General features: G+C 54.8%; 13 protein-coding genes. 11 read left to right on the top strand and 2 right to left on the bottom strand.

Translation table 11 applies throughout. The annotated features are described in order from the left end of the window. The first annotated feature begins 13 nt into the window (after positions 1–13). Complete coding sequence (locus KJA79_RS02220) at positions 14–1,360, top strand: transketolase C-terminal domain-containing protein (RefSeq protein ID WP_213040362.1); 1,347 nt, start codon at positions 14–16, stop codon at positions 1,358–1,360. An 82-nt stretch (positions 1,361–1,442) separates the two neighbouring features. Here the strand turns inward: KJA79_RS02220 and KJA79_RS02215 are convergent, their stop codons facing one another. Further along, complete coding sequence (locus KJA79_RS02215; protein ID WP_213040361.1) at positions 1,443–1,691, bottom strand: hypothetical protein; 249 nt, start codon at positions 1,689–1,691, stop codon at positions 1,443–1,445. A gap of 71 nt (positions 1,692–1,762) precedes the next feature. Between KJA79_RS02215 and KJA79_RS02210 the strand changes: the two genes are divergently transcribed. Beyond that, complete coding sequence (locus KJA79_RS02210; RefSeq protein WP_213040360.1) at positions 1,763–2,974, top strand: small ribosomal subunit Rsm22 family protein; 1,212 nt, start codon at positions 1,763–1,765, stop codon at positions 2,972–2,974. Here the strand turns inward: KJA79_RS02210 and KJA79_RS02205 are convergent. Beyond that, on the bottom strand, positions 2,971–3,177 hold the full coding sequence (locus KJA79_RS02205; protein WP_213040359.1) for a hypothetical protein: 207 nt from the start codon (positions 3,175–3,177) through the stop codon (positions 2,971–2,973). The two genes, KJA79_RS02210 and KJA79_RS02205, sit on opposite strands and share 4 nt — an antisense overlap. Before the next feature lie 507 nt (positions 3,178–3,684). Between KJA79_RS02205 and KJA79_RS02200 the strand changes: the two genes are divergently transcribed. The 9 genes from KJA79_RS02200 to sucC all read left to right on the top strand — a co-directional run bounded on the left by KJA79_RS02200 (position 3,685) and on the right by sucC (position 16,813). Then, entirely contained in the window at positions 3,685–4,122 is a 438-nt protein-coding gene (locus KJA79_RS02200; protein WP_213040358.1) for a dual specificity protein phosphatase family protein, read from the top strand. A gap of 180 nt (positions 4,123–4,302) precedes the next feature. Continuing rightward, positions 4,303–5,148, top strand: coding sequence for a bifunctional DNA-formamidopyrimidine glycosylase/DNA-(apurinic or apyrimidinic site) lyase (gene mutM / locus KJA79_RS02195; RefSeq protein WP_213040357.1), 846 nt, complete (start codon positions 4,303–4,305; stop codon positions 5,146–5,148). 202 nt (positions 5,149–5,350) lie between these two features. Next, complete coding sequence (locus KJA79_RS02190) at positions 5,351–6,550, top strand: ATP citrate lyase citrate-binding domain-containing protein (RefSeq protein WP_213040356.1); 1,200 nt, start codon at positions 5,351–5,353, stop codon at positions 6,548–6,550. Between the two features lie 99 nt (positions 6,551–6,649). Then, positions 6,650–8,470, top strand: a complete 1,821-nt coding sequence (locus tag KJA79_RS02185) for a citrate/2-methylcitrate synthase (RefSeq protein ID WP_213041348.1) — start codon at positions 6,650–6,652, stop codon at positions 8,468–8,470. Between the two features lie 109 nt (positions 8,471–8,579). Next, entirely contained in the window at positions 8,580–10,823 is a 2,244-nt protein-coding gene (locus tag KJA79_RS02180) for an aconitate hydratase (protein WP_213040355.1), read from the top strand. A 25-nt stretch (positions 10,824–10,848) separates the two neighbouring features. After that, the gene (locus KJA79_RS02175; RefSeq protein ID WP_213040354.1) at positions 10,849–13,077 is read left to right on the top strand and encodes an NADP-dependent isocitrate dehydrogenase; all 2,229 of its coding nucleotides are present in this window, start codon (positions 10,849–10,851) and stop codon (positions 13,075–13,077) included. Positions 13,078–13,164: 87 nt separating this feature from the next. Beyond that, positions 13,165–13,875 (top strand): 2Fe-2S iron-sulfur cluster-binding protein, encoded by a 711-nt coding sequence (locus KJA79_RS02170; RefSeq protein WP_213040353.1) that lies wholly within the window; start codon positions 13,165–13,167, stop codon positions 13,873–13,875. Between the two features lie 69 nt (positions 13,876–13,944). After that, positions 13,945–15,546, top strand: a complete 1,602-nt coding sequence (locus KJA79_RS02165; RefSeq protein WP_213040352.1) for an FAD-binding protein — start codon at positions 13,945–13,947, stop codon at positions 15,544–15,546. 88 nt (positions 15,547–15,634) lie between these two features. Beyond that, on the top strand, positions 15,635–16,813 hold the full coding sequence (sucC, locus tag KJA79_RS02160) for an ADP-forming succinate--CoA ligase subunit beta (protein WP_213040351.1): 1,179 nt from the start codon (positions 15,635–15,637) through the stop codon (positions 16,811–16,813). Positions 16,814–16,820: the final 7 nt, after the last annotated feature.

Below are 16,820 nucleotides of genomic sequence, written 5' to 3'. Positions count from 1 at the left end.
AAGAGGTGCAACCATGAGCGAAGCATTGGACCCAAAGCAAAAGACCGGTACCCAGGCTGATCCTGCCACGAGTGTGTCGGCCCCTAAGGCACAAGTGAAGCAGGATCCACATGCAGCGGCGAAGCAGCAGAAGGTCGTGACCCCCGAATATCTGTTCTTGGAAGCTCCCAGGACTAAGGAATTCATCACTGGGAGTGAAGCAGCTAAGGAGGCTATTCGTCGATCTAACGTAGACCTTGCGATTGCATACCCGATTACCCCACAAAGCGAGACCATGCAGTTGGTTGGTGTGCTGTATGGGGAAGGGTATGTGAAGGAATACTACCGTGGTGAGGAAGAAGTCGGGGTCATGGCGGCGATTGCGGGGGGCTCGCGAGCTGGCGTTCGCTGTTATACAGCGACCGCCGGTCCAGGAACCCTGAGAGGCCTGGAAGGGATTGCTTCCTGGCCAGGGCACCGACTCCCAGTAGTGGCCATGTTTACCTGTCGAGTGGTGAATGCCCCGTTGGCCATTCAACCGGACAATATTGAAGTCTCCTACCTGCTGAATTGCGGTATGATCGTGTTCCACGCTGAGAACCAGCAGGATATGTTTGATTTTACGCTGGCCGGGTTCACGATCAGTGAGAAGAACGACGTAACCTTGCCGGTCGGAGTGTGCTGCGATGGCTTCTTCGTAACCCATGCACGAGGATACGTACGGATGCAGGATCGAAGCCTGAAGCTTCCACCGCGTGAGCCTTGGCGGGGCGCCGTTCCTGTTCTTGATGCAGAGAATCCTCCGGCTCGCCTCTCTCGCGATGCCCCGGTTCAGAAATCGAATTTTATGGCCTACAATATCCACGCAGTGTGGCAGCAGGAGGTGTGGGCAGCTGTCGAGCGTTCGAGAAAGTACATCAACCAGTACTTAGGTGGCTTGCTGACTGCTGAAAACGTGGATGGAGCGGAAGCCATCATCGTCGCTTCAGGGAGCGCAGCGGCGCAATCTCGTGAAGCGGTCAGGCTGTGCGCCGAAAAGGGAATCAAGGTTGGTCTGATTAAGGTACGCTCGCTGCGTCCATTCCCGACCCAGGAACTTCGCCAGCTTTGTGGCAAGGCCAAATTGATCGTCGTGCCTGAGTTCAACTACGTTGGATGGTTAGCTAAGGAAGTGGCCACTGCCATCTACGGATTCTCCAATGCCAAGATTATTGGTGGACCGCGGGTTTATGGTGGGCAGTCCATGCCTGTGGAGTTGATTGTTGATGAAGTCGAGTCCGGTTTGACGGGTAAGAAGTCGACGAACGTAGCGATCTCACAGGTCATGGGTGCATCAACCGCAGACCATGAGGCTATGGGACACTTTATGCGCAGCATCTAAACGGGGGCAGTGTTTTATCAAGCGAAGAGGGCCCGTTCGGTACCACCGAACGGGCCTTCTGCATTTGGGGCGATGGGCAAACTCAACCTTGGAGGTCGTCCTCCACCAGGTCGGGGCTTTCCGGCATTCCGCAGGCGATGTATTTTGCATACGAGAGATAGATGAGGCTGCTATCACGCATGGCCCTCGCTCCGTGGGTCATTCTTTCTAGGCGCTCCAAGTCGACTGGCTTGGAGGTTTGAAGGGCGGCAACATGTTCATCGAGAAGCAAGGTATATCGCTCCATGGCCATTTCGACTTCGCGATAAGCTTGCAAAATATGATCTGTCATGTGAAGTACTCCTCTCCTGGGTCAGGATACTGCAGCTGAGATTTTAGGGTCAACCAGAGGGCTAGAGTGTAATGTACGAGTTATCTTCAAGGATATCAAAAGTCTTGGCGACGCTTACACAATTCGATGGGCCCGAGCTGCGGCCAGAGGCATTGAGAGACATTTCGCGCGGCGTGATCCGGCTATCGGAAATGTTCACCCGTGGCCGTTCGGGGATCGGGACAGGCTATTTAGAGGATGCCCAATTGCGGCAGGCTTATTTAGCTTACTATGTGCCGGTGAACCTCGCCAAAGTACAGATCCTGTTAGCTGAGCTGCAGCCGCTCCTAGCAGAACACAAAGGGAAGGAGTTTCGAGTCCTAGATGTTGGCGGAGGACCTGGTACCGGAGCCCTTGCCCTCGTTGACTGGGCCTGTTCAACTTCCGCCCCGCCCCCTGGCACGCTCCGCATGACGGTGATGGACCGATCGGGGGCGGCGCTGAGAGGATGCACCGAGCTTTGGCAAAGTTACATCGCGGATGTGCCGGAGTGTCGGAACCTCCCGTTGCAGACTGTAGAGTGCAACTTGGAAGGCACGTTTCCCATTCCTCTCCAGGCAGGCACGCAAGCGCCTGGCTATCACCTTATTGTGGTTCAGAATGTACTTTCTGAACTCTATAGTGAGAGCCTAGATGCCGCGGAGAAAAGAGTTGCCTTGGTGGCAAAACTCCTGAGCGCTTTGGAAGAGGACGGCAGCTTGATGCTGATTGAACCAGCTCTTAGGGCGACTTCACGGGGGCTTCATGAGTTGCGGAACCAGCTACTCGGTCATTATGAATGTTCCGTATATAGCCCGTGCCTACATGACGAAAACTGCCCGGCATTGGTACGCCAGGATGACTGGTGCCACGAAGAGCGAAACTGGGAACGACCGGCTTGGGTCGCGCAGCTTGATGAGGCAGTGGGATTTATCAAAGATACTGTTAAGTTTTCCTACGTGGTCTTCCGCAAAGATGGGAAAACCCTGGTCCCGAGGAACGCGCCCTCCCATCGGGTTGTGAGTGAATTGCGGGTCATGAAGGGAGAAAAGAGGGTCTGGCTGTGTGATTCGGTGGGAAGATCAGAAGTTGGGCGTCAGGACAAGGATCGTTCGCAGTCAAATGCTGCGTTTGAGCAGTTCCACCGAGGCGCGATTGTCAAAATCGGCGACATTGTTCGGAAAGAACGAAAAGGAAAAATTTCCACTCTCGGGCGAATTCTCCCGACTGGCACGGCGGAAATTATTCGTCCAGCCCAGAACTAATCCGACTCTGGCTCAGAAGAGCCATGCTGATGCGACACTCGGTCCTCATCAAAAAGCTCGGCCATCTCTGCCGCGATCATATCCCGATCGTTTGGAACTGAAATGAGGGGGATTTCTTTGCGAGGTTTTGGTGTCGTTTCAGGCATGGAGGCTTGTTCTTGTGGCTGTTTCGGATGTGGCGTGTCATTCATATCAATCAACACTATACACTAAAATGAGGATAGAAAGGCTACTCAAACGCCTCCAGGGATGATCGCTCGGCAAACTGAGCCTGGCAGGCGGTGCAGGTCACGAAGTAAACTGCCTCACGGACCGACATGGTAATGCGGAAGTCAAGCGACACGCCACGGTGTTGGCAGTTTGAGCAAGAGATCTCTCTCAATCGATAGGGGACGTCTGGCTGAGTTCGCAGATAAAACTCCATATCCGTATATACAGGGAAATTGTACCGACACTTCAAGCACACCCCCCTGCACTCTCCATCTGGCTGTAAGGTTCGCCGATCAATACCGAAGGTGCTGGCTTTACAAATGGCGCAGCGTACGCTCGACAACCGTTGTTCCACGTCTTCAAGTGCAATGCGAGGCATTACTTCTCCCTCCGATGAACGGGTTGAGTATACGCAGCCTGGGGAAACATCTTCAACCATGCGTCCGGTAATCGTTGGAATTCCTTGACCCACAGCCGGTGCCTTCTATACTAACAACACCATGCACATGATTAACAAGCGACTGCTCGTTGGTAATGCCGATGATGCCAGAAATCCGCCTCCGCAGGTGGGGGCTGTCTTGATGGTAGCTGAGGAGCAACATGTAACAGTGCCCGATCGCGTCCTGTATGCCAAAATTCCTCTCAAGGAATTCGGGGAGCCTGGGGCTGCGGCGCTCACTCAGGCTGTAGACTGGATCGAGGTCAATCTGCCGAAGCAGCGCTTGATGGTCTGTTGTCGGGTTGGGATGGGACGTTCAGTTTCCGTGGTGATTGCCTACTTGTGTTGCGTCGAGGGGATGACGTATCCCGATGCGGTCAAGCTTGTGTTGACCAGGCGGCCTGGTGGAATGCCGTTACCTCGACTCGAAGAAGTTATTGACGTAGTGAAGTGCCGTCGTCGTGAGCGACTTGGCCCGCCAGCGCCTACCATCGTATAATTCTCCACAGTCGTCGGTCTTGCTGGTCTCTATCTTTTTCAATTGAAATTCGTTCTATTGCGGCTCTTGCTACACAAAGTCGTTGTCGGCTCTGCGCCAGAGTTGCATTTTGTGTCGGCCACGTGGCGTAATTCTCGCCGATTAGCGTTCTGAGACCTGGTTTTTCAGGAAAATATTACTATGCCCGAATTGCCGGAAGCGGAAGTCGCTGCTCGTCAACTGCGCGCTCGCGTGATGGGATCGACGGTGCGAAATTGTTGGATTGGGCGGCCAGATATTGTGAGGGAGGGGCTCGCGTCGTTGGAGTGGTACCGTGGGACGAAGATCGCAGGGGTGGAACGCCGTGGGAAAAGTGTGATCCTAGCATTTGCCGGTGCGACGCAAACCAGATTCCTTGCCGCAGAATTAGGCATGACCGGACTACTCTTGTTCCAGGGGGCTCATACCAAACATCCTCAGCATACACATTGTATTTTGCAACTTGAGGGGGCGGATGAGCCGGAAATTCGCTACTGGAACCCTCGTCGATTCGGGCGCCTATCGTTTCTGGATCAAACGGGGTTAGATCGGTACACATCGCGTCGCTTTGGTTATGATCCCCTTACGATCACTCGAGGGCAATTTGTTCAGATGCTTGGATCCACGCGACGCAGGCTCAAGCCACTGTTGATGCACCAACAATTGATCGCGGGCATTGGAAATATCTATGCGAATGAGATTCTATTCCGTGCTGGCCTTCACCCCGATCAGCCGGCTGACCGAGTGGGAGGCACGGCGGCAACACGCCTGTATGAAATGATGGGAGAGGTGCTACGCGAAGCCATTCTGATGGGTGGCTCAAGTGTGCGCGATTACTTTGCGCCGGATGGGACGGAGGGGCGTTATAAACAGAAACATTTGGTCTATGGGAAGGCTGGTGAGCGTTGTCCGAATGGGTGCGAGGCCAGCATTAAGCGCTCAATTGGTGAGCGAAGTTCCTTCTATTGCCCCGTTTGCCAACGGCTGAAGTCTCGACGCCGCGCATAGGAGCAGAGGGGCAGGTCCGCTAAACACCACTCAGGGACAATATAAAATTATCAATATTTTATGGTGATGAATCTTCAGTGCTGATTGTGGTAGGACTTCTGAGCTCAAAGTGTAGGCCCTTTGGCGGATTGAGCTCATCGGCGGAATTCGGTACTCTGTCCGTCCTTTTCTTTGCCCGTTCACATACAAGGAGTCGTCAACCATGGCGAAAGTGCTCGAAGGCCCAGGCATGGGGCTGATGAAGAAGTGGGGGATCCACGTCCCGAACTATGTGGTGGTGACCTCTGCTGATGAATTGACCAAACTTGGACAGGCTAATGACTGGATGAAGGCATCCAAGTTGGTTGCTAAGGCGCATGAAGCATTGGGCTCGCGTTTCAAGCTCGGCCTGGTGAAGGTCGGCTTAGATTTGCAGGGTGCCATAGCTGCGACGAAGGAAATGATTGGTCGGCAAGTCGGAAGCATTACGGTGTCGCAAGTCATCGTGTCAGAGATGGTTCCACACAAGGAAGAATATTACTGCGCGGTGAAGTCGACCCGAGAAGGCAGCGAGATTCTCGTCGCCAACTGCGGTGGCATCGAGGTCGAATCAAACTGGGAGCGCGTCAAGCGGTTATGCCTAGAGGTTGGCCAGCAGCCGACTTCAGAGGGGTTGGAGAAGTTAGCTAAGGAGGCCGGATTCACCGGGGCCTTGGCCAAGAAGATGGCGGAATTCGCCGGCAAGATGTTCACCTGCTTCGACAGCGAGGATGCCCAGTATCTTGAAGTGAATCCGGTCGTTACTCGTGAAAGTGATGGGGAGTTAGTCGCGCTGGATGCCGTGACGCTGCTTGATGGTGACGCCAAGTTCCGCCATCCGGACTGGAACTTCGCCTTCGCGGCGGAATTCGGACGCGCCTATTCCAAGGATGAAGTTGAAGTCATGGCGGTGGACAGTAAAATCAAGGGCTCAGTCAAATTTATCGAAATCCCCGGGGGCGACACGGCAATGCTGCCTGCCGGCGGCGGTGCCAGCGTGTACTACTCCGATGCGGTGGTAGCCCGAGGCGGCAAATTGGCCAATTACGCGGAATATTCTGGGGATCCTCCTGACTGGGCAGTCGAGGTATTGACCGAGAAGGTTTGCTCGTTGCCCGGAATCAAGAACATCATTGTCGGTGGCGCGATTGCGAATTTCACCGACGTGAAGAAGACCTTCGGTGGCATCATCAACGGCTTCCGCAAGGCGAAAGCGGATGGCAAGTTGAAGGGCGTGAAGATTTGGGTCCGCCGTGGCGGACCGCGCGAAAAGGAAGGTCTCGACGCGATGCGGGCTCTGAAGGAAGAAGGCTTCGATATCAATGTCTTCGACCGGAATACGCCGCTGACCGACATTGTCGACAAGGCGCTCCAAACGAAATGATGCGTACCGAGTGATGTGTCACGTGTGACAGGACTGCAGGGGCGCTGGCTCCTTCTCGTCACCCGTCACCCTTCACGGATTTTTAAGAGGGAGACCCCGATGAGTATTCTGGCAAACAAGGACACCCGCGTAGTGATTCAGGGTGGTCAAGCAGGTGTCAACGCGGCGCGACGGATGGCGGAGTTTTGCTACCTGATCAAGCGTCCTCTGAACGTGGAAGCCTTCGTCTACCCCCCCGATGCTGGGAAAACGAATGAAATCCCCTATGGCAGCGGATTGATCGCAATTCCTGTCTACAAGAGCATCGCGGAGGCGACCAAGCATCACCCTAGCATCAATACCAGTCTTGTCTACATCGGCGCCGACCGTGCTATGAAAGGCGGGATGGAAGCCTTGGATGATTCCCACATCAAGGTGGTCTCAATGATCACCGAGGGTGTGCCAGAAAAAGATGCCAAGTTGCTGGGTGCCCATGCTCGAAAGCTCGGCAAAGTCTTTAATGGTCCTTCCTCCATCGGCATCATTTCAGCCGGTGCCTGCCGTTTGGGAGTTATCGGCGGTGCATTCGACAACCTTGTCCTTTCCAAGCTGTATCGAGAAGGTTCGTTCGGCGTCATTACGAAGTCGGGCGGCCTTTCTAATGAGATCATCTGGATCTGCTCCCAGTTCGCAGACGGTATCACGACGGCGATCGGCATCGGTGGCGACGCCTATCCTGGGACCGATTACGTCAGCTATCTGGAGATGTTCGAAAACGATCCGCAGACGAAGGCGGTCGTGATCGTCGGGGAAATGGGTGGCGATCTTGAGGAGCGTGCCGCCGAGTGGTATGGCGCGAAGAAGCGGCGGATCAAGCTAATTGGCGTTGTGTCCGGCTTCTGTCAGGAGAGCTTGCCGAAGGGGATGAAATTCGGTCATGCCGGGGCAAAGGAAGGCATGAAGGGCGAAGGATCGGCCCGCTCCAAATCGGATGCGCTCAAGAAGGCAGGCGCGATTGTTCCGCCGACCTTCGGGGCGTTAGGCCCGGTCATCAAGGAAACGTACGAAGAGTTGCTCAAGTCCGGTCAGGTGAAACCAGTGGTGGAGCCGGCAACCCTGCCGAGGCTGCCAAAGTCCATAGAAGAAGCAATGAAAGCCGATGAAGTCATGGTGGCCCCGTTGATCCGCACCACGATCAGCGACGACCGGGGCGATGAGCCCTGTTACGACGGATACCCGGCCTCCGAGCTCATCAACAAAGGCTACGAAATCCCGCACGTGATCGGTCTGCTCTGGGATAAGCGGCTTATCTCCAAGCAGGAAGCTGAAATTATCAAGCGCATTATGATGCTTTCTGCTGATCACGGTCCCTGCGTGAGTGGCGCCTACGCGACCATCCTTGCAGCCTGTGCCGGTATTGGTTTGTCCCAGGCGGTAGCTGCTGGTCTGATCATGATCGGGCCTCGGTTCGGCGGGGCCGTTACGGATGCTGGACGATTCTTCAAGTACGCCGTCGACAATAAGATGGCGGTGGACGAATTCCTGGCCTATATGAAGAAAAATCACGGTCCGGTTCCGGGCATCGGCCATCGCGTGAAGAGCCTGCGTAACCCAGACAAGCGTGTGAAGGAACTGGTTGGGTACGTAAAGAGCCTGAACATTAAGACCCCCTGCCTTGACTTCGCGTTGGAAGTCGAGAAAGTTACAGCAGTCAAGAAGGACAATCTGATTCTGAATGTCGACGGGACCATGGCGGCCGTGTTGGTCGATATCGGGTTCCCGGTCGACAGTTTAAACGGCTTCTTTATTCTTTCCCGGACGATTGGTCTGATCGGCCATTGGGTGGACCAGAAGCGCCAGGAGAGCCGCTTGATACGGTTGTTCGATTATCTGGTGAATTATGCGGCGCCCAAACGACGCGAAGTGCCGCCGCTTAAATAAGTATTAAACGAGGCCGGTCTTTTGTGAGACGGTGCTGGCTGGAGCTGGCTGCCTCGCGGAGGATGGGTCGCGCATTCCATAGATCGTACTAACAGACGGAGAACCCACTATGTCCATGGATCTCGCCCACGCACTGTATGCCAAGATGCCGGATGTCTTCGCCAAGGCCAGAAAAAGGTTCGGCCGTGGCTTGACACTTGCCGAAAAGATTCTTGTGTCCCACGCGGATAACTTTGATAGTCAGAACTGGGAACGGGGCAAGGCCATGTTGTCGCTCCGTCCGGATCGTGTAGCTATGCAGGATGCTACGGCTCAGATGGCCGTGCTGCAATTCATGCAGGCCAACAAAAAGAAGGCGGCAGTGCCAAGCACAATCCACTGTGATCACTTGATTCGTGCCGAGATGGGATCCCAAAAGGATCTCCTCCGCGCGCTCGACGAGAACAAGGAAGTCTATAACTTCCTGGCCTCTGCGGCGAAAAAGTATGGCATCGGTTTCTGGAAGCCAGGAGCGGGGATCATTCACCAAGTTGTGCTGGAAAATTATGCATTCCCCGGCTGTTTGATCATCGGGACCGACTCGCACACTCCGAACGGCGGTGGGTTGGGCGGATTGGCGATTGGTGTTGGCGGGGCAGATGCCGGCGAAGTCATGGCTGGACTTCCCTGGGAAGTGCTCCACCCTAAATTGATCGGCGTGCGACTGACCGGAAAGTTGAACGGCTGGGCCTCGCCGAAGGACGTGATCCTCTATTTGTGCGGTCTGCTTACCGTGAAGGGCGGAACCAACAAGATCGTTGAATATTTTGGCCCAGGTGCAGAGACGATCAGCGCTACCGGTAAGGGTACGATTTGCAATATGGGCGCGGAATTGGGTGCCACGACCTCCGTTTTCCCGTTCGATGAGAAGATGGTGGCGTACATGAAGATTACTGACCGCGCTGATCTGGCCGGTTATGCGCAGTCGCACAGAGACCTGTTGGTGGCGGATCCCGAAGTCGCTCAGTCGCCAGAAAAATATTACGATCAGATTGTCGAAATCGACCTGTCGAAACTAGAACCACATGTCGTAGGTCCACACACCCCTGACCTGGCGCGGCCCATTTCAAAATTGAAGGCCGAAGCCCAGGAAAAGGGATATCCGGTCGAGCTGAAGGCGGCATTGATCGGCAGCTGCACGAATTCCTCGTATGAGGACATCAGTCGTTCCGCTCACGTGGCTCAGCAGGCGTTGAAGGCCGGTTTGAAGGCCAAAGCTTCGTTCCTGATCTCTCCGGGGTCCGAACGCATTTATCACACGATGAAGCGGGATGGGTTCTTGGACACCTTCGAACAGCTGGGCGGCACTGTGCTGTCGAATTCTTGTGGCCCCTGCATTGGACAGTGGAAACGGGCAGATGGAATCAAAGGCCGTGCGGACTCCATCGTCAGCTCCTTCAACCGCAATTTCCCGGGTCGCAACGACGGCATCAGCGAAACGCTGTCATTCCTCGCCAGCCCGGAAGTTGTGACCGCCTATGCTATCACGGGCGATCTGGGTTTTGACCCAGTCAACCAGGCGGTCAAAGGAGTAGACGGGAAAGACTTCAAATTTCAGCCGCCAGTGGGGGAGGAATTGCCGGCCAAGGGATTTGCAAAAGGCGAAGAAGGTTTCGTCGCGCCGGCAGAAGACGGGTCGAACCTGACCGTGGATATTCCGCCGACCAGCGAACGACTGCAGTTGTTGCAGCCGTTCCCGAAATGGGATGGCAAGGACTTCGAAAAGCTGCCGTTGTTGATCAAGACTAAGGGCAAGACCACCACCGACCATATTTCTCCGGCCGGGCCGTGGCTCAAGTTTCGCGGTCACTTGGACAAGATTAGCGACAATATGTTCCTTGGTGCGAACAACAGCTTCTCATCGGAACCCGGGAAGGGGACCAACGTGCTCACCGGTGAGTCCAATCTCACGATCGCTCAGATCGCGCGGGACTACAAGGCAAAGGGAATCGGTTCCATTGTCGTGGGCGATGAGAACTACGGCGAGGGTAGCAGTCGCGAACATGCCGCCATGTCTCCGCGTTTCTTGAATGTCCGGGCGGTGGTCACCAAGAGCTTTGCCCGTATCCATGAGACGAATCTGAAGAAGCAGGGGATCCTTCCTCTGACGTTTGCCGATCCGAAGGATTACGAGAAGATTGAACAAAACGATCGTATCAGCATCGTGGATTTGGCCAATCTTGCACCGGGTAAGCCCGTGACAGTCGTCCTGCATAAGACTGGTGGTGATGTCAAAATTCAGACGAATCACAGCATGACCGCGCAGCAAATCACCTGGTTCAAGGCCGGATCAGCGTTAAATGCTTTGAACTAAACCAATACAGCAAGGGAGACTCACAATGGCAAAAGCAGACAAAATTATCTATACGAAGACCGACGAAGCGCCAATGCTGGCAACCTATTCGTTCCTGCCGATTATCAATGCCTTCACAAAGGCAGCTGGCGTGAGCGTGGAGTTGCGTGATATCTCGCTCGCGGGCCGGGTGATCGCGGTGTTCCCGGAATACCTCACCGCCGAGCAGAAGCAGCATGACGCGCTCGCTGAATTAGGCGAGATGGCGAAGACGCCTGAAGCCAATATCATCAAACTGCCGAACATCAGCGCCTCCATCCCACAGCTCGTGGCGACTATCAAGGAGTTGCAGAGTCAGGGCTACAAGCTTCCGGACTATCCGGAGAATCCGAAGGACGAGAAGGAAAAAGACATCAAGACTCGCTATGACAAAGTTAAGGGTAGCGCGGTCAATCCGGTGTTGCGGGAAGGTAACTCTGATCGGCGTGCGCCGCTGTCCGTCAAGGCGTATGCTCGGAAGCACCCCCATAAGATGTCGCCCTGGAGCACGGATTCCAAGACCCATGTCTCGCACATGAAGGGCGGAGACTTCCGTTCGAACGAGAAATCAATGACGATCCCTGCGGCGACGACTGCGAAGATCGAGTTTGTCGGTGCGGACGGCAAGACCACTGTGCTGAAGGAGAAAATTACGCTGCAGGCCGGCGAAGTGCTCGATGCGACGTTCATGAGCGTCAAGGCGCTGCGAAAGTTTTTAGAAGAGCAAATCGAAGATGCGAAGAGTAAGGGGATCTTGTGGTCGCTCCACATGAAGGCAACCATGATGAAGGTCTCCGATCCGAAGATATTCGGCCATGGCGTAACTGTTTACTACAAAGACGTGTTCGAGAAGCACGCTGAGACCTTTAAAAAGCTGGGGGTCGATCCGGACAACGGTCTTGGCGACGTCTATGCAAAGATCAAGTCGCTTCCGGACGATCAGCGCAAGGCGATCGAAGCTGACATCCAGGCGGTCTATCAGAAGCGCCCCCCGATGGCGATGGTGAACAGCGATAAGGGCATCACCAATCTTCATGTCCCCAGCGACATCATCATCGATGCTTCAATGCCACCGGTCATTCGTGATGGGGGTAAAATGTGGGGCCCTGACGGCAAGCTTGCCGATGTCAAATGCGTGATCCCCGACGCCAGTTACGCGCCGGTCTATCACGAGGTTGTCGAGTTCTGTAAGCAGAAAGGCCAGTTCGATCCCCGCACGATGGGCACGATCCCGAATGTTGGATTGATGGCGCAAGCGGCAGAGGAGTACGGCTCTCACGACAAGACCTTTAAGGCCCCGGGCAACGGCACCATTCGGATCGTCGATGCGAACGGCACAGTCCTCCATCAACATCAGGTGGAGACTGGTGACATTTGGCGTGCCTGTCAGGTGAAGGATGCACCCATACAGGACTGGGTCAAGCTGGCCGTTTCGCGCGCCCGCGCGACCGGTGCTCCGGCTGTGTTCTGGTTGGACAAGACCCGCGCACATGACGCGGAATTGATCAAGAAGGTGAATGCCTACCTGCCGAAGCACGATACGAACGGACTGGAAATCAAGATCATGTCGCCCGCCGAGGCCTGCCGTTTCTCGATCGAGCGGATGAAGGAAGGCAAGGACACGATCTCGGTTACAGGTAATGTGCTTCGTGACTACCTCACGGATTTGTTCCCGATTCTGGAAATCGGCACCAGTGCCAAGATGCTCTCGATCGTTCCATTGCTCAACGGCGGCGGTTTGTTCGAGACCGGTGCGGGAGGCTCGGCGCCGAAGCACGTGCAGCAGTTCCAGGAGGAAGGCTACCTCCGATGGGATTCGCTCGGAGAGTTCCTTGCGTTGGCTGCTTCGCTTGAGCACTTGGCGAAGGTAGGCAACAACGCGGTCGCGAAAATTCTAGCGGATACGCTGGATCAAGCGAATGCCAAGTTCCTGGAAAGCAACAAGTCGCCAGCCCGTAAGGTGGGAGAAATCGACAACCGCGGTAGCCACTTCTATCTCGCACTCTACTGGGCGCAAGCATTGGCCGCGCAGACTGCAGACAAGAAGATTGCCGAGAAGTTCACAAAGATCGCCAAGGATCTGAGCGACAATGAAAAGAAGATCGACGGCGAACTGCTGGCGGCTCAGGGCAAGCCTCAGGATGTTGGCGGGTACTTTCACCCGGACGATGCGAAGGCTGCAAAGGCCATGCGGCCCAGTGCGACGCTGAATGCAATTATCGACGCGATCGCATAAGCGGTTATGATTTGATCCGGTGTCAGGTGTAAGGGGAGCCGAGCGGCTCTCCTTACGCCGTACCTTTTCACGATTCACGAGAAAGCCATGGCACAAGAAGACACGAACGTGATCGATCAGCCCGAAGTATTGCGCCACAAGATGGTGACGATTGAAATCTCCGGGAAGAAGTATGAAGTGCCGGAGGGGATCACCGTAATCAAGGCCTTGTGGCACACCGGACAGGAAGTGGTACGCGGAGCCGGTTGCCTGGGCGGATTTTGTGGGGCTTGCGCGACGTATTATCGGACGAAGGACGATCCTAAGGTTCGGACCTGTTTGGCCTGCCAGATGGCCGTCGAAGATGGAATGTCCTTTACCATCATGCCTCCGTTTCCAGCGCGCAAAGCGCTCTACGATATCCAGTCTCTCAAAGACCCCAAACAAGATCTTTTCAATTTGTATCCTGAGGCGCCGCTCTGTAGGAATTGCAATGCCTGTACAGAAGCGTGCCCACAGAAGATCGATGTGCGGGAAGGGGTGTGGAAGGCCGTCTTCGGAGATTTTAAGAGCGTTTCCGAGATGTTCATGGACTGCGTGATGTGCGGCATGTGCACGCCGGTGTGCATCGCAGATATCGCCCCTAATCTCGTGGCGTTGTATGTGAGCCGTGCACAGGGCGCTCATTTTACGGAAAAACCTCAGGGCCTCGATATCCGTATTAAGGAGATTCAGGAAGGCCGCTATCACGACGAGTGGAAGAAAGTGCTCGGCATGAATGAGCAGGAGTTAGCCGACCACTGCGCGACAGTGAAATAACGCATTGTGTCTTCAGCCGGTCTCGGACGACTCTGTTCAGGGATTGAGCGTTGCACTGAAAGCGAAATCATGGATATTCACGCACTCCAGCAGATTGTTCATCAAACGCGAGATGCCCGCCGCAAGCAGACAATCCCGAAATTTTCCCCTGCAGACCGAGACCAACTGATTCACAAGTATCACCCGGACTATCGGGCCAGCGCATACCGACCGATTCGATTTGGTCCTAATGCCAATGATAAAACGGTTGTGGAGCTGGCTGCCTTGTTGGAAGGCGACAGTTCAATCCCTGAGAATCTTGATTTGACTCCCCAGTATACGACGGACGTCCTGGTCGTCGGCGGTGGTGGTGCCGGGTGCGCGGCGGCACTTCATGCCCATGCGAACGGAGCGAGAGTGATGCTTGCCACCAAGCTTCGCCTGGGCGACTCCAATAGCGTCATGGCGCAAGGCGGGATGCAAATTTCTGTTGCACCCGAAGACTCACCGGTCACCCATTTTCTTGACACCCTGAAGGGTGGGCACATGCAAAACGACCATGAGCTGCTCAAGGTCATGGTTGAGGAGGGGCCATCCATTGCCAAGTGGCTCATTGAACTCGGCGTGCTCTTCGATCGCCAGGCCGACGGTAATTTGCATGTGAAAAAGGGAGGTGGAAGTTCCAAGCCTCGTCTTCTTACCTGCTCCGACTACACTGGCCTTGAAATTATGCGCGTCTTGAAGGATGAGGTTCTGAATCAAAAGATTCAGCTGCTGGAATTTTGTGCTGCGGTAGAGTTGCTCAGCGACGATAACGGTCAATGCAGCGGTGCGATATTTAAAGATCTCGACAATCAGCGGCATGTGATCGTTGCAGCAAAGTCTGTGATCCTCGCGACGGGCGGGATCGGGCGGTTACATATTCAAGGGTTCCCGACGAGCAATCACTATGGAGCAACCGGTGATGGCTTGTGCTTGTCGTACCGGATGGGCGCCCAGCTCGACCATATCGATACGTTTCAATATCACCCTTCCGGTGCAGTGTATCCTGAGCAACTGATTGGGGCTCTGGTGACCGAAGGCATTCGGTCGGAGGGTGGCCACTTGGTGAATGCCAAGGGGGAACGATTTGTTAATGAGCTTGATACGCGCGACGTCGTTTCCTCTTCAATTATCCGAGAGTGTGAGGAAGGTCGAGGCATCAGGACGATGTCCGGCCGGGTAGGGGTCTGGTTGGATACCCCGCTGCTTGATGCCGAACATGGTCCTGGAACCGTGGAAAAACACTTCCCGGCGATGATGATGCAATTTGAACGATTCGGCATCGACATCAGCAAGGATCCTGTGCTGATTTACCCGACGTTGCATTATCAGAATGGCGGAGTGAAGATCGACGCGAACTCGGAAACCAATGTGAAGAATTTGTTCGTTGCGGGGGAAGCTTCCGGAGGCCTTCATGGGCGAAATCGATTGATGGGTAATTCCCTCCTCGATCTCATGGTGTTCGGCAAGCGATCTGGCTTGACCGCCGCTGCTCGAGCCGTCTCCATGCAGCAAGGGAAATTGACGCTCAATCATCTGCAGAGGTTTAGGGCTGAAGCCAAGAAACACGGCAGTTCCAGCGGTGTGATTTCTCCGATGATTCTTCCTGCCTATACGCGTAAAGAACCAGAACGTACCGTGACGACTTGATGGCTGAAGGTTTTCTCGGCAAAGCCGTGTCCTCGCGTGCACGGGTTACGTCATTTGTCATGAGCCAATTAGCTCTTATGAGGAATCAATGAACGTTCATGAATTTCAAGCCAAGTCGTTGTTCGCACAATTCGGCGTGCCGGTCCCGCGTGGGAAAGAGATCACGTCTCCTGACGCGGCAACAGCCTGGGCCAATGAGTTGAACACGCCGGTGTTTGTCGTCAAGGCGCAGATTCATGCCGGCGGGCGTGGCAAGGCCGGCGGTGTCAAAATTACCAAAGATAAGGCCGCGGTCGCGGGGCTGGCCAAGGAACTGATAGGGAAAACGCTGGTCACACATCAGACCGGTCCGAAGGGCCGCGTGGTGCACCGTCTCTTGATGGAAGAAGGCGCCAATATCGCCAAGGAGCTGTACCTCAGCATCTTGGTTGATCGAGACACCGGGTGGGCTACGTTTATTGCGAGCACCGAAGGCGGCATGGAAATCGAAGAGGTTGCCCAGAAGACTCCGGAAAAGATCATCAAGGAGGCCATTGATCCTGCTGTCGGATTCCAGAGCCATAATGGTCGGAATGTCGCGTTCGCGCTCGGATTGCAAAGCATTGAACCGGCTGTCATCAATCCATTCGTACAGCTGCTCGGGAACCTGTATCGGCTTTTTATGGAAAAGAACGCTGCCCTAGTGGAGATTAATCCACTGATCATCACGAAAGAAAAGACCTTAGTGGCACTGGATGGAAAGGTCTCCTTCGATGACAACGCCATCTTTAAGCATGAAGATGTGCAGAAGATGCGTGATCTGAATGAAGAAGATCCCTTGGAGATCGAAGCCACGGCGAGTAATCTCAATTACGTCAAGCTCGATGGCAACATTGGTTGTATGGTGAATGGTGCCGGGTTAGCCATGGCCACGATGGACGTGATCAAGCTCGCCGGCAGCGAACCTGCCAACTTTCTGGACGTCGGCGGCGGAGCCACAAAGGATACGGTCGCAGCCGGTTTTAGAATTCTTCTGAAAGACCCTAACGTCAAAGGTATTTTCATCAACATTTTCGGTGGAATCGTCCGTTGTGAACGCATTGCCCACGGTGTGATCGAGGCAGCCAAAGAAGTGAAAATCAATGTGCCCCTCGTGGTGCGCCTGCAGGGCACGAATGCGCCAGAAGGACGGAAGCTGCTAGCGGAATCCGGCTTAAAAGTCGACGTTGCCGATGACCTCTGGGAGGCAGCCCAGAAGATTGTGAAGTTGACGGGAAGGGCCGCGTAAGTCCGGC

Origin of the sequence: Nitrospira defluvii, assembly GCF_905220995.1 — a bacterium.
GTDB classification, from domain to species: domain Bacteria; phylum Nitrospirota; class Nitrospiria; order Nitrospirales; family Nitrospiraceae; genus Nitrospira_A; species Nitrospira_A defluvii_C.
The sequence above is the reverse complement of the archived record's forward strand: the minus strand, read 5'-3'. Positions and strand labels throughout refer to the sequence as shown.